The sequence below is a fragment of the Paludibacterium paludis genome (assembly GCF_018802605.1).
Classification (GTDB): Bacteria; Pseudomonadota; Gammaproteobacteria; order Burkholderiales; family Chromobacteriaceae; genus Paludibacterium; species Paludibacterium paludis.
The window spans coordinates 2,575,358-2,589,444 of the sequence record NZ_CP069161.1 but is presented as its reverse complement, the minus strand read 5'-3'; the positions used below and the strand labels follow the sequence as shown (position 1 = coordinate 2,589,444).

Annotated in this window: 11 protein-coding genes; 2 read left to right on the top strand and 9 right to left on the bottom strand. The window is 65.9% G+C overall.

Annotated features, from left to right (window positions below):
• Nucleotides 1-204: 204 nt before the first annotated feature.
• Both JNO50_RS11735 and JNO50_RS11730 read right to left on the bottom strand, forming a co-directional pair.
• Nucleotides 205-1,134, bottom strand: a complete 930-nt coding sequence (locus JNO50_RS11735) for an alpha/beta fold hydrolase (protein ID WP_189534149.1) — start codon at nt 1,132-1,134, stop codon at nt 205-207.
• Nucleotides 1,135-1,250: 116 nt separating this feature from the next.
• Nucleotides 1,251-1,853 carry a short chain dehydrogenase gene (locus tag JNO50_RS11730; protein WP_189534152.1) on the bottom strand — a complete coding sequence of 201 codons (603 nt, stop codon included), beginning with the start codon at nt 1,851-1,853 and terminating at the stop codon, nt 1,251-1,253.
• A 104-nt stretch (nt 1,854-1,957) separates the two neighbouring features.
• Between JNO50_RS11730 and JNO50_RS11725 the strand changes: the two genes are divergently transcribed.
• Complete coding sequence (locus JNO50_RS11725; RefSeq protein WP_229804686.1) at nt 1,958-2,839, top strand: LysR family transcriptional regulator; 882 nt, start codon at nt 1,958-1,960, stop codon at nt 2,837-2,839.
• Nucleotides 2,840-2,936: 97 nt separating this feature from the next.
• A complete protein-coding gene (locus tag JNO50_RS11720) occupies nt 2,937-4,184 on the top strand; it encodes an SGNH/GDSL hydrolase family protein (RefSeq protein WP_189534154.1) in 1,248 nt (415 codons plus the stop codon).
• 13 nt (nt 4,185-4,197) lie between these two features.
• Here JNO50_RS11720 and JNO50_RS11715 read toward each other — a convergent pair whose 3' ends face one another.
• The 7 genes from JNO50_RS11715 to JNO50_RS11685 form a co-directional block, all read right to left on the bottom strand.
• Nucleotides 4,198-5,028, bottom strand: coding sequence for an endonuclease I family protein (locus JNO50_RS11715; protein ID WP_189534156.1), 831 nt, complete (start codon nt 5,026-5,028; stop codon nt 4,198-4,200).
• 180 nt (nt 5,029-5,208) lie between these two features.
• Complete coding sequence (locus tag JNO50_RS11710) at nt 5,209-6,411, bottom strand: PQQ-dependent sugar dehydrogenase (protein WP_189534158.1); 1,203 nt, start codon at nt 6,409-6,411, stop codon at nt 5,209-5,211.
• Between the two features lie 118 nt (nt 6,412-6,529).
• Entirely contained in the window at nt 6,530-8,161 is a 1,632-nt protein-coding gene (locus tag JNO50_RS11705; protein WP_189534191.1) for a lactate permease LctP family transporter, read from the bottom strand.
• A gap of 70 nt (nt 8,162-8,231) precedes the next feature.
• A complete protein-coding gene (locus JNO50_RS11700) occupies nt 8,232-11,042 on the bottom strand; it encodes an FAD-binding and (Fe-S)-binding domain-containing protein (RefSeq protein WP_189534160.1) in 2,811 nt (936 codons plus the stop codon).
• Nucleotides 11,039-12,496, bottom strand: a complete 1,458-nt coding sequence (locus JNO50_RS11695; protein ID WP_189534162.1) for a LutB/LldF family L-lactate oxidation iron-sulfur protein — start codon at nt 12,494-12,496, stop codon at nt 11,039-11,041. Before JNO50_RS11695 ends, JNO50_RS11700 begins: the two co-directional genes overlap by 4 nt.
• Nucleotides 12,493-13,194: a LutC/YkgG family protein gene (locus JNO50_RS11690; RefSeq protein ID WP_189534164.1), complete on the bottom strand. Its 702-nt coding sequence runs from the start codon at nt 13,192-13,194 to the stop codon at nt 12,493-12,495. Before JNO50_RS11690 ends, JNO50_RS11695 begins: the two co-directional genes overlap by 4 nt.
• On the bottom strand, nt 13,191-13,937 hold the full coding sequence (locus JNO50_RS11685) for a (Fe-S)-binding protein (RefSeq protein WP_189534166.1): 747 nt from the start codon (nt 13,935-13,937) through the stop codon (nt 13,191-13,193). The genes JNO50_RS11690 and JNO50_RS11685 overlap by 4 nt, the downstream gene beginning before the upstream one ends.
• Between the last annotated feature and the right edge of the window lie 150 nt (nt 13,938-14,087).

The following is a 14,087-nucleotide window of genomic DNA, read 5'->3' as shown; positions in this document are numbered from 1 at the left end:
TCCGGACAATGGACAGAAAGGGCCCGGCCTACGTCATTCTGTGCTGGGCGCGCATCGGACAAAAAAAGACCCGATTCACCGGGAATCGGGCCAGGGTCGATGATAAAGAGCACGTCACACACAGGGTTACAGCGGGTCGAACTCACTTCAAAGGCATGTCCTGTTTGCCTCGGGTATCTATTGTCCGGTGCGGGAGGGCGGGCTTCAATAAACAGTTTGGCGCGCGATGCCGGCGATCTGTCGATGCACCGGCGCCAAAGGGCGCCTGACGGGCCGAAGCGCCTCCAGAAACGCCGCCACGGTCGCGCAAAATCCCGCCGGATCCTCTCCGGGCCACATGTGACTGGCGTTCGGCACCAGGATGCGGCGGCCGTCGGACAGGGCTTGCAACAGATCGCGGGCGGTCAGTTCGAAGGCGGGGCGACAGGTCCTGCCCGTTACCACGCCGACCGGAAGGGTGAGCCTTGCGGTCTGTTCGAGGCCGGGCAGCGAAGGGAGCCCCGAGGGCAGGCTGACCGTGTGGGCGTTGTCCATCTGGATGGCGCGGGCATGGCTGGTCTGCCGGTCGAAATAACCGTGGGACAGGCCGTAGGCATCGATGAGGCAGCGCACGGCGGCGCCGGCATCGGCCCGGCGCAGCGCGGTCAGAACCGGACCGTAGATGGCGTTGGCATCGCGTCCGTAGATCCGCGCGTCGGTATCGTCGGCTCGTCTACCCGGGGCGGAGGGTTCGAACAGGAGCAGGCTGCGCACCCGGTCCGGATAATCGAGCGCGGCGCGCAGCGCGACATGCGCCGAAAAGGAACAGGCGACCAGATGAACCGGTCCGGCGGAAAGCTGGTCGATGAAATCGGCAAGATCGGCGGCGTAAAGGCCGATGTCGCAGGGCGCTTCGGCGCCGAGGCCGGCGCGCGCGCCGAAGTGGCGCTGCGTGTAGGCGATCGTGCGGTAATGCCGTCCGAGAATGCGCATGTGCATTTGCCAGGCGCGCTGGTCGGCGAGTTCGCCATGCAGCAGAACCAGGGGCTCGCCCCAGCCGAATTCGCTCCAGGAAAGCAAGGTTCCGTTGACTTTGAGTTGTCCGCTGATCTGGGTGCCGCGCCAGGGCGGCAGGCAAAAATCGTTCTCGTGCATTGGGTGTCGCGCTAGTGGTGTTGCGTGGGTAAAGGCCAGGTGGAGCAGTGTTCCAGTCCGGCCCTGGCGACGCAATGCACAGAATCCCCGCCCCGGGAAGGCAACTGTGCCGCGGGTTATTGCCAGACCGTGTAGATCTGTCCGGTTTGCGCGCCTTCGATGCTTTTGACGTATGCGCCGGCGGCGCGTTCCGCCGGCACGCCGTCGTTGCCCGGGAAAAACGGGCCGTATGCCGGCAGCGATTCGCGAATCACCGTCGGACTGACCAGATTGATGCGCAGCCCCGGCGCCAGATCCACCGCCGCGCCGCGGACGAAGCCCTCAAGCGCCGCGTTGACGGTCGAGGCGTTCACGCCTCCCGCGATGGGGTCGTGACTGAGCACGCCGCCGGTCAGCGTGATCGAACCGCGCTCCGACAGGTAATGCTGTCCGATCAGGGCCAGATTGATCTGTCCCATCAGCTTGTCCATCAAGCCGATGTGGAACTGGCCGGCGGTCATGGTCTGGATCGGACCGAAGTGCAGGCTGCCGGTGGTGGCGACGATGGCGTCCACATTGCCTGTGCGCTCGAAGAGCGCATGGAGGCTGGCCGTGTCGGTGATGTCCACCGGCAGATGCGCATCATGACGGCTGGCGGGAAGGATGTCGTGCGCGGAGCCGAGGCGTTCGGCCACCGCTTTGCCCAGAGTGCCGGTCGCGCCGATGAGGAGGATTTTCATGATGATCCTTTCGGAAATGAAAACGAGGTGGAGACAGTGTGACTTGTTTCCCCGGTTTGATTAATCCATGATGAGTAGCATCATTGGTAATCCGGAGTTCCCAATTGCTGGACCGTCTCTTGAGCATGGAAGTCTTCGTCGCCGTGGTGAACGACGGCACCTTCACCGCCGCCGCGGAACGCTTCGGCCTGTCACGGCCGATGGTGGGCAAGCATGTGCAAAGTCTGGAGGAGCGGCTGGGCACCCGCCTGCTGGTGCGAACCACGCGGCGCCAGCATCTGACCGAGGCCGGTCGGCAGTACTACCTTCAGTGCCGGGAGGTGCTGGCGAGGATAGCGGAAATCGACGAGGAAACCCGGCTGTTCGGCCAACAGGTGCGCGGTCATCTGCGCATCAGCGCGCCCGTCACGTTCGGATCCTTGCGCGTTGCTCCCGCCTTGAGTGAGTTCATGGAGCGCTATCCGCAAGTGAGTGTGGAACTCGCGGTGTCGGACCATTTGGCGGATCTGGTGGAGGAGGGGTACGACGCGCTGATCCGCATCGGCGCGCTGCATGAGGACAATCTGGTGGCCCGCCCTCTGGAGCCTTATCGCATGATGATGTGCGCGGCGCCTTCCTACCTTGCCCGCAAAGGCGTGCCGGCCAGTACCGCGGATCTTGCCGGACACGCGTGTCTTGGCCTGACGGCCTGGCGCGGCGAGCGGGGATGGACACTGGGCGGCGAGCCCGCTTTCGGAAACAGCCGTTTTGTCAGCAATAACGGTCAGTCGCTCAAGGCGGTGGCGATCGCTGGCGGCGGCATCGTCATGCAGCCGGAGGTGTTGCTGGCCGATGCCCTGGCCGACGGACGGCTGGTCGAAATCCTCGCGCATGAGCTTCCACCGCCCAAACCCATGCATTTGATGTACCGGCGCGACCGCCTCGCCTCGCCCAAGCTTGCCGCGCTGGTCGAGTTCCTGTTGGCGCGGTTCGGAGCGAAAACCTGACGTCATCGTTTTTGATAATTCATTTTTTTCGTTCTTGAAATAGTGTTTTTGTCTCCTATGGTTGTGAATGATGTCAAATGAATAAATAAGGAGACGCATGAAAACATCTTTCCTGTCCGCGCTATTATTGGTCGGCGCCATCGGTTCCGCCGCCGCCGCGCCTGTCACGCCGCGCGCCACCCACAAGGTCACGCCGCAGGGCGTCCAGGTCGCCAATACCTACACGTATCTGCGCTGCTATTACAGGACCGACGCCGATGCGGGACGTACCGATGTCGATTATGTGTGGGCTCGGGATCCCGCCTCGGCCGACTATTACCGGCTTTACGGCAACTGGCGTGCCGGCGGCATGCTCGACTGGGACAATATGTTCTACACTGCGACGAAACAGGAGACGCTGGCCGCTGTCTGCAAAAGCTCGCTCGCGGTTCGCGGCATTGCTCAGCCGTATGCGTTTCATGCCGCGGCGGACTCGGCGCTGTCGTTCGACTACTCGGTCTGGACGCTGTCCGATCCTGCCGCGTCCAAGGGGTTCGACCGTGTGGTGGCCTTTGGCGACAGCCTCTCCGATACCCGCAACATGCTCAACGCGTCGCTCTGGACCATGCCCAACCGGAAAAGCTGGTACTGGGGCCGTTTCAGCAACGGCGAAGTGTGGGTGGAAAAGCTCTCCGCGCAACTGGGGCTGCCGTTGTACAACTGGGCGGTCGGGGGCGCGGCCGCCGACCGGCAGCTGGTGTTGCCCGGCGTCGTGCAGCAGGTCGAGTCATGGAAAACCTATATGCGCATGGACAGCGCCTATCGCCCGGAAAACACCCTCTTCACCATCCTGATCGGCGGAAACGACCTGATCAAATACGGCAAATCGGTGGACGAAATTCTCGACGCCGAATCCCGGGCGATCGAATCGCTGATTCTGGCCGGCGGCAAGCACATCCTGCTGTTGAACCTGCCCGATGTGTCGCGCGCGCCGGTCTTCAAATCGCGCAAGAACGGCCCCGAGATCGCGGCCGGGGTGCTTGAGTACAACCGGCGTCTGAAGGTCCTGCGTGACGGATTGAGCGACAAGTACGGCGCCATGGCCGATATCCGCCTCTTCGATACGTATTCGGTGTTCGGCGATCTGTTGGACCGCCCCGGCGCGTACGGTATCGATAATGTCCGGGACGCTTGCCTGAACATTCCTGCCGGGGCGTCGCTCAGTTATCTTGACGCGCACCCGCTCAATGCGTTCTGCCGCCCGGACCGCTTCGCGTTCTGGGACAACCTGCATCCGACCCGCCGCGTGCACGAATGGCTGGCCGCGAAAGTGCTGCCTCTGGCGAAGTCCATGTCCGGCGGCTAGGACTCCCTGCCGGTCAGCCTGGCGTGGCCGGTTGGCCGGCCGTGGCGGGGCAGGACGCCGCCCAGATGCGTTCGGCGAAATCGGGGCGATCGATAAAAGGATTGCGGTTGCCCTGCCTGCGCTCGACGATGTCGTTGCGGCGCTGCTCCGACAGCGAGACCGGATCGAGCCTGTGCCATTTGAGCAAGTCGCAAACCTTGCCGAATTGGGGTTGGCCGGTGTGGGTCGGGTGATTCACCAGATCCAGATCCGGTGTGTTGTCGCGCGGATCGCCATCGTAGCGCACCGCCATGTAGAACAGGATGCGCGCGGTGTCGCCCTTCACCTCGTCCGTCGGCTCCCAGGAGGTATTCGCGACACGCCGGGCTTTGCAGCGTTCGATCTCGTCCCCTCCTTCCGCGAAATCCAGGTTGCCGCGCATCGAGTTGCAGCGCTCGGTTTCGGCGCGCAGGTGATGGCCATCGGTATAGGCCCATTGCCGCTGACCGGGAAATCCGTGCGATTTCGCCCAGACATGTTCGCGGTTCCAGACATGGGGGCAGCGGCGGCCGCCCTTGCCCGACTTGCAGTGTTTCGGCACCGATTTGCGGCTGTAGAAGGTTTTGATGTATCCGGGACGATCCGGATCCTGATCGGTTTCTTCCAGCAGGTCCCATACCGCCTTGTAGCTGAGCGGCCGATGACCGCGCGCGCTGATCGCTTGCAAGGTCTGCGCCAGCGCCGGACCCTCCAGTCCATCCGTGCCGGCATAGTTTTCCGGATGGGGTACGGAGGCCGAAGCCTGGGCCGCGAGCAAAAGCGCCGTCATCCATGCGGGCCAGTGCCGTCTGGTTTTTCCTGCCATGCCAATTCTCCTGTCGGTGAGCCGGAATGATCCGTCGCGGAGGCGCGGACATTGATCCGGCCAGTCAGCGACATTAGAAGGGACAGAGCCGGGGTGTGATAATCGGCCGACGGCCCGGGCTCTTGACGGAATCGCCCTGTCGAACCGGCGAAAAAGCCTGGGTTGGGGCGCGCGGCCGGTTCAGCGGTCGCGAGGCGCCGACAGACGCAGCAAGGTACCGTTGCGGTCTTCGGTGATCAGGAGGCTCCCGTCAGGCAAGGCCGCGAGGGAAACGGGTGCGCCCATGGGGCGCAGACCGGCGACGTCATTCCAGCCGGAGACGATGTCGCGGGGAGGCGCGGAGGGCCGGTTTTGCCGCATCGGTATCGCCACGATGCGGTGACCGCCAGCGCGGTAACCGTGATAGGCGACAATCAGATGCCCGGCGAGCCGCGCCATCCGGCCGGTGTAGTGCAGCAGGCCCAGCGGCGCGGCATGGGCCGGCAGCAGCAGGGCGGCGAGGGGCTGGCGCGAGCAGTCGGCGCGCGGGTATTCGGGGCTGGGCCGGCGGTTGTCGTAGCAGTAAGGCCAGCCGTAATCGGCGCCGGGTTCGACAAGGTGCAAGGTGTCATGCGGCAAAGCCGTGTCGGAAAGCGACGGATCCAGGCGGTTGATGGCGTCGCGGGCGTTGCCCGCGGCAACGAGCCGTCCGTCGGGCAGCACGGCCAGGGCCATGCTGTTGCGCAATCCTCGCGCGTAAGGCGCGATCCGCCCCGCCCGATAGGGGGGTGACACCGGGAGCAGGCGCAGGATGGAGGCGCGCGGTGGTGTTTCGCGTGTTTCGGGACAGGCGATGCCGGGGTCGGGCGGCGAACCGTCGGTTTTTTCGCAATTGTTGGTGGCGGATCCGACATTGATGTACAGCGTGCCGTCGCGCGCGACGGCCAGCGACGACAGCGGATGCCGTCCCGTCCATGGCAGCCCGGTGACCACATCCCGCAGCGTGGCCGCCGGATCGGCGGCGTAAGGATCAAGCCGCACGATCTTGCCCTTGACGCCAAGGTAGAGGGTGTCGCCGGGGCCGGGCGCCACGGCGTTGGCGCGCTCAAGACCGCTTATCAGCACCCTGCGCGCGCCGCGCCCGCCATCGGGAAGGATGAGAAGCCGCCCGCGGCGGCTGCCCCAGGCACCCATGTCCAGCACGAAAATGTCCTTGCCCAGTACCGCCAGGCCGCGTGGAAACCCCAGCTTGTCGGCGACCAGCCCGACGCACAGCGGACGCTCGGTGGTCAGTTCCACGCGGGGAAAACCGTCGCAGTCGCCACCGGTGCGGTAACGGGACGCCGCGGCCGCGGGCAGGGACGCGACAGCCGCGAGAAGCGCTACTGCGGTTCGGCATGGCATGGGAAACCTCCGGGGCGGGAGCCGTTCGGTGACAACCGAGTGTAGCGCAGACGGAAAAAAAATGCCGGACAGGGCGCATGAAGCGTCCGGTCCGGCCAACATCCGCACGTGGGATCCGTTACAGCCAGTAGGCCATGCCGTAGGTCAACGCGCCGACGAAGGCGCAGAAAATCAGGCTGTGCTTGAGCGTGAAGCGGAACAGGTCCGCTTCCTTGCCGACCAGTCCGACCGCCGCGCACGCCACCGCGATCGATTGCGGGGAGATCATCTTGCCCGTGACCCCGCCGGTGGTGTTGGCGGCGACCAGAAGCACGTCGGAGACGCCAAGCTGATGGGCGGTGGTCGCTTGCAGCGCGGAAAACAGCGCGTTGGACGAGGTGTCCGAACCGGTCAGAAACACGCCGAGCCAGCCGAGGAACGGCGAGAAGAACGGGAAGGCGTGGCCGGTACCGGCGAGGAACAGCGCGAGCGTGCTGGACATGCCCGAATAATTGGCGACGAAGGCGAACGCGAGCACCATGCCGATCGACAGGATCGGCCGTTTCAGCTCGGAGAGCGTTTCCCCCATGGTCGCGACGGCGCGCCCCGGGCCGAAGCGCAGCAGGGCCATGGACACGAGCGCGGCGAGGAATATCGAGGTGCCCACGGCGGAGAGCACATCGAATTTGTAGAGCGCTTCGTAAGGCTTGGCGGACGACACGATGGGCGCGGTCTTGATGACGAGGTTGTCAAGGTGCGCGACGTGGAACTTGACGACCCAGGCTTCCAGCGCGCCGCCCTTGGCGAACAGCGCCTTGAAGGGTTTGATGCTCCAGACCGTGACCAGCGCGGTGAGAATCAGGAACGGCCCCCAGGCGCGGGTGATCTGCCTTGCGCTGTAGCCGGACGCCTTGCGCTGCTCCGGGGCGCGCATGCCGGCGAAGGTGAAGATCTGCGCCGGTTGCCAGACTTTCAGGAACAGCGTCAGGCACACCAGGCTGACCAGCGCCGAGGTGATGTCCGGCAACTCCGGGCCGATGAAGTTCGAGGTGAAATACTGGGTCACGGCGAACGATACCCCGGCCACCAGCACCGCGGGCCAGGTCTGACGCACGCCGCGCGCGCCGTCCATCATCATCACCAGCCAGAAGGGCACGATCACCGACAGGATCGGCAATTGATGGCCGGCGGTGGCGCCGATGCGGAAGGGGTCAAGCCCGGTCACCTGACCGGCGACGATGATGGGAATGCCCATCGCGCCGAAGGCGACCGGCGCGGTATTGGCGATCAGGCACAACCCGGCCGCGTACAGCGGATTGAATCCCAGTCCCACGAGCAAGGCGGCGGTGATGGCCACCGGCGCGCCGAATCCCGCCGCGCCCTCGAGAAACGCCCCGAAGGAGAATCCCACCAGCAGCATCTGCAGGCGCTGGTCTTCGGTCACCGACAGCACCGACGCGCGGATGATGTCGAACTGCCCGGTCTTCACCGTGATCTTGTACAGAAACACCGCGGCGATGATGATCCAGGCGATCGGCCACAGCCCGTACAAAAAGCCGAATCCCGCGGCCGCGAACGCCATGTCCACCGGCATCCGGTAGCTGGTCATCGCGACGATCAGCGCCAGGATCACGGTCAGCGTTCCGGCGATATGGCCTTTGAGGCGGAACACCGCCAGCGCCAGAAAAAAGAACAGGATGGGCAGCGCCGCGACCAGCGCGGATGAACCGATGCTGCCCAGCGGGGCATAGGCCTGTGTCCAGGTTTGCATTGTCATGACTCTCCTCTATCTGGGTCGTGTCGACCCCGTTGCAGTGTTCCGGCCTTCATGGCGGGCCGGTTCAGGGGGCGGTGCAGGCATCGAGCAACGCCTCGATGCTCTGATATTCCACCCCGGAATGCTGACTGAGCCCGATCTGGCAGGTCCGGCTCATCGATACGCCGTGCCGGCAACTGTCCGGCAGGGCCGGCGCCAGGCGCTGAAGGCTATGGGCGTTCAGCTCGGGCACGGTGAAGCCCTTGTCGCCGGCGAAACCGCAGCAGGCGATATCGGGAACCACCAGCCGCTCGCAGCATCGGGCGGCAAGCTGTTTGAGCGCGGATCCCGCGCCCATCGCGGTGGCGCTGCAGGGGATGTGCAGCGCCAGTTCGCCGATCCGGCGCTGGATGGTGAGCCGGGGCAGTACCCGCTCGGCGAGGAAGGTGGCCGCGTCGAAGAGCGCGAGCCGCGCGTCAATCAGCCCGGCTTGCTGCGCCTGGCGGATGCGCGCGGCGCACGGGCTGTTGTCCAGATACACCGGGTGACGGCCCTGTTCGCTGGCGCGCAGCAGCGCGTCGTTGAGCGAAAGCGCCGACTCGGTGGCGGCCGCGTCGGCGTTGGCCGAGGCGAAGGGTTGGCCGCAGCACAGGGCGTCGTGGCCTTCCGGATAGCGCGGCGCGAACCCCGCGCGCTCGAGCAGCCGGATCGTGTACTCGGCAACGCTCGCCGTCCCGCTCGAGCCTTCCGCGAGCGTGCGGTTCACGCAACTGATGAACAGCACCACCGGTTCGCCGCCACCCGAGAGCCGCGGCAAGGCGGCCGCCGGGCGGGGCAGATTCGCCGGTATGATCGGGATGCCGGCGAAACGGCCGTGCAGGGCGCGACTCGTTCGCGCAAGGGCGGGTACTCCGGCAAGATGGGCAAGACGCAGCGCGGCGCGCGCGGCGCGGGTCATCCAGTCCATGTGGCGGGCGGCGGCCAGCGCGTAGCGGGGGCGGGGCGACGGCCCCTTGAGCTGTTTCATCAGTTCCCCGGTATTGATGCCGACCGGGCAGCGGGTGGCGCACATGCCGGTTGCCGCGCAGGTGTCCACGGCGCGGTAGCGGAAGTCGCGGCGCAGCGCCCGCAGCTCGTCCGGTGCGTCGCCGCTGCGCTCCAGATGCCGGATGCGGCGCCAGGCGACGATGCGCTGGCGCGGACTCAAGGTCAGCCCGTGCGAGGGACAGGCCGGCTCGCAAAAACCGCATTCGATGCAGCGGTCGACGATCGGGTCGGCGGCCGGCATGGCCTTCAGGTTCGCCAGGTGCAGGCGGTCGTCGGCGGTGATGATCACATCGGGGTTGAGCCGCGTGGCGGGATCGAACAGCGCCTTGATGCGCCGCATCAGGTTCCAGGCCGTGTCCCCCCACTCCTGGCGCACGAAGGGCGCCACGTTGCGCCCGGTGCCGTGCTCGGCCTTGAGCGATCCGTCGTACTCGCCGGCGACGAGGGCGCTGACGTCCTGCATGAACGCGTCGTAGCGGGCGATGTCGGCCGGCGTGTCGAAGCCGGGCGTGAACACGAAATGCAGATTCCCGTCCAGCGCGTGACCGAACAGCAGGGCCTCGTGATAGCCGTGAGTGTCGAACAGGCCGGTCAGGCGCCGCACGCCGTCGGCCAGATGTTCGATGGGGAAGGCCACGTCCTCGATGACCACGGTGGTGCCTTGCGGGCGCACCGCGCCGACCGCGGGAAACAGCCCCTTGCGCACGGCCCAGTAGCGTTCGCAGGTGGCGCCGTCGGTGCTGAAACCGCTCGAGCGGGTCGGGACGAACGCGGCGAGCCGTTGTTCGATGGTTTCGCACTGGCGCGCGAGCGCAGCGGCGTCGGCGGCGCGGGTTTCGATCAGCAGACAGGTGGCGCCCTCGCCATTCGCGTCGTTCAGGAAATCCGGCAGGCCCGGCGTGCCGCGCACCGCGCGCAGACTGCGCGAATCGATGAGTTCGACCGCGTCGACCGGCGCGCCTTCGCTCAGCGCCGTGACCGCCAGGCAGCAGCGTTCCAGATCGTCGAACAGCACCAGGGCCGAGGCTTTGTGGGGATGGTCGGGCAAGGTGGCGAAGGTGATGCGGCTGATGAAGCCGAGCGTGCCTTCCGAGCCGATCATCAGGTGCGTGAGCATGTCCACCGGATCGTCGAAATCCAGCAGGGCGTTGATGCCGTAACCGGTGGTGTTCTTCAGCCGGTATTTGCGCCGGACCCGTTCGGCGAGCGCCGTGTCGGCGCGCAATTCGCGGGACATGGCGTCAAGGGAGGCCAAAAGCGGCGCCTGCCGTTGCCGGAACGCGGCGACACTGGCGGAATCCTCGGTGTCCAATACGGTGCCGTCGGCCAGCATGACCCTGAGGCCGGTCATGGTGTGGTAGCTGTTGTCGCGGGTGCCGCAGCACATGCCGCTCGAATTGTTGGCGGCGATGCCGCCGATCCTGGCGGTGTTGATCGAGGCCGGATCCGGGCCGATCTTGCGCCCGAACGGCGCGAGCCGGGCATTGGCGTGGGCGCCGATCATGCCGGGCCCCAACCGGATGCGCGCGCCGTTATCCAGCACCTCGGCATGGTTGAATCCGTCGCCGAGCACCACCAGCACCGAGTCGCTGACCGCCTGGCCCGACAGACTGGTGCCCGCGGCGCGGAAGGTGACCGCCACGCCGTGGCGGCGCGCGCCGGCGAGGATGTGACCGATTTCGTTTTCGTTGTCGGCGCGGATCACCACCTGGGGAATCAGACGGTAGAAGCTGCCGTCCGTGCCGTAGGCCAGCGTCGATAAGGCGTCGGTGAACACGCGCGCGTCGGGCACGACGCCGCGCAGCCCCTCCCGGAAAGCCCGGTGGGCCGGGGTCAGACGGTCGTTCATCGCGGCGATCCTTTGCTGGCCTGGCGTTCCCGAACCCGTTCGTGCAGGGTTTTGGCGGCGGGTTTGAGCGGGACATGGTTTTGCGTCCATCCGGCTTGGCGCGACGGCGTGAGTCCGCGCAGGCGCGATGCGCTCCAGCCGAACAGCCGGTAGGCGGACACCGATGCGTAGACCCGCCGCCAGGTTTTCCAGGCGAGGGATTCGGCCGCGCTGTGGGCGGCGCCCTGGCCGCGCAGCGGATGGACGGTCGGCTCGCCGGGTGGCCGCTGGCTTTCCTCGCGCAAGCGGATGAGCATGTCGGGAATCGGGATGCGCACCGGGCAGACTTCCGCGCAGGCGCCGCACAGCGTCGAGGCGGTGGGCAGGTCGCGGGTGTCGTCCAGCCCGATCAGGTGCGGGGAGAGGATTTCGCCGATCGGGCCGGGGTAGGTGGTGCCGTAGGCATGGCCGCCGATGCGGCTGTAGACCGGGCAGTGATTCATGCAGGCGCCGCAGCGGATGCATTGCAGCGTCTTGCGCATCTGCGCGTCGGCGTAGGCCTGGCTGCGCCCGTTGTCCAGCAGCACCAGATGCACTTCGCGCGGACCGTCCTTTTCTCCCGGGCGGCGCGGACCGCTGATCATGTTGAAATAGGTGGTGATCGGCTGACCGATGGCCGAACGGGTCAAAAGACTGAACAGCGGTACCACGTCCTCGAGTTTTTCCACCACCTTCTCGATGCCGGTGATGGCGATGTGCATGTCCGGCACGGTGGTGCACATGCGGCCGTTGCCCTCGTTTTCCACGAGGCACAGGGTGCCGGTCTCGGCCACCGCGAAATTCACCCCCGACAGGCCGACGTCGGCATTGAGGTAAGCCTCGCGCAGCGCGTTGCGGCCGATGCGGATCAGCGCATCGACATCCTCGGTGTAGGGGGCGCCGGGGATATGTTCATGGAACAGGGCGGCGATGTCCTCGCGGGTCTTGTGGATGGCCGGCATGATGATGTGGGTCGGCTTTTCGCCGGCCATCTGCACGATGTACTCGCCCATGTCGCTCTCCAGCGCCGTGATGCCGCGCGCTTCGAGGTAGTGGTTGAGTTCGATTTCTTCGCTGACCATGGATTTGCCCTTCACCATCAGCCGGCCCGCGCGCGCCTGAACCAGCCCGTGGATGATGCGGTTCGCGTCGTCCGGCGTGGCGGCCCAGTGCACGGTCACGCCGTTGCGCGTGAGCGAGGCTTCCAGTTGCTCCAGCAGCTCGGGCAGTGTCGAGAGGCAGCGCTGGCGGATCGCTTCGCCGAGCGTGCGCAGTGAAGCCAGCTCCGCCGTGTCGGGAAAGGCGGCGAGGCGCTTGTCCATCAGAAAATCCATCGCGCCGCGCAGGCTGCCGCGCAATTTGCCGTCGGCGAGCGCGGTCCGAGCGTTGTCCTTGAACCGGCGCGCCGGGTGGAAGGTTACCGGTTGCGTGCTCATCGCGCCGCCTCCTCGAGGGTGGCGGGATCCAGGTGCCCGGGAAGCATGGCCAGCACCACGAGTTCCCTCGGGCCGTGGGCGCCGTAGGCGAGGGTCATCTGGATATCGGCGGTTTTGGAGGGACCGGAGATGAGCAGCGCGTTGGTCGGCATGCCGTCGGACCAGTTTTCGGTCGTCATCGCGGTATAGAAATCGGGATACAGGGTGGTCGTGTCGAACAGAACCACATGGACCGGCGGCACGAGGCTCAGGGTGCGTGGTTCATGGCCATCGGGCCACAGCACCAGGGTGCCGGTGGCCGCGATGCCGCAGCGCGCGCCGGTGAAGCCCGCCTCGGTGTCGTGAAAAAGCTCGTGCTTGCAGTCTTCGATGTCGCGGGTGAAGCCGGAAAGACGCAGATTGGGGCAGCGGGTTTCCAGCCTCCGGCGGGCTTCGCGGCCCGCCTCGGTATCGGGCAGCCGCAACGATGCGATACCGCGTTCGGTCGCCCAGTCGGCGAGCGTTTCGCTCCAGCCGCGCCTGTCGGTCCAAAGAACGGTGGTTTTCACCGTGCGCATGGCTTTGGCCCAGCGGGCGATGCGCTCGGTTTCGCCGTCTTGCGGCGCGAAGCGCCGGAAGTGCCCGGCGAGATCGGGGCGGGGCAGCTCGCTGGCGGCGGCCGCCCGCAAACGGCCGAGGATGGCGTCGCGCGCGCTCATGACCGGCCTCCGGTGCGCTCTTTCAGGAAGGTCGCCAGGTGTTTGCCGCGAAATTCCGTTGTGCCGTCCTTGGCGAGCTTGCCGTTGATGTTCATCAGACAGCCGGCGTCCGCCGTCACGAATTCCACCGCGCCGCTGTCCTGCAGCGCGGCGGCCTTGTCGGCCACCATGGCGCCGGCGATATCCGGGTGTTTCATCGAGAAGGTGCCGCCGAATCCACAGCACTCGGACTCGTGATCGTGGACCACGCGGGTGACGTTGGCGAGGCGGTCGACGAGCGCCCAACTGGTGGTGTGCACATTCATTTCACGCCGGGCCGAACAGGAGGTATGCACGGCCACCCGGGTGGCGGGGCCGGTGTCCACCGGATGCCAGTCGAGGTGATCGAGCAGGAAAGCGGAGAACTCCACTACACGCCCGGCGATGTCGCGCACGCGCGCCTCTTCCGGATGGCCGGCGAACAGGGTCGGCCAATGATGTTTCATCATGCCGCCACAGGAACCGGACGGCACCACGATGGGCCACGGCTCGGGAAACAGTGTGAGCTGGGCGCGCGCGACGGCGCGTGCTTCGTCCGGATGGCCGCTGGTGTAGGCGGGTTGGCCGCAGCAGCTTTGCGCCTCGGGAAAATGCACCCGGACGCCCAGTGATTCGAGAAGCTCGATGGCGTCCAGGCCCGCTTCGGGCATGAAAAGGTCAAGAAGACAGGTACCGAACAGGTACGCGTCAGCGGGGCGGGGCATGACGGATTCCTTTGTAAATTGGTAAGACCAATTATTATGTTTTCCGTCAACTTTAGAGTGAATGCTTGGTCAAGTCAACATGACAATGTACAGAGGGCTCTGGTGCTGTGGTAATCTGTCACTATCATGGTCTGACCAATTTGGAATACT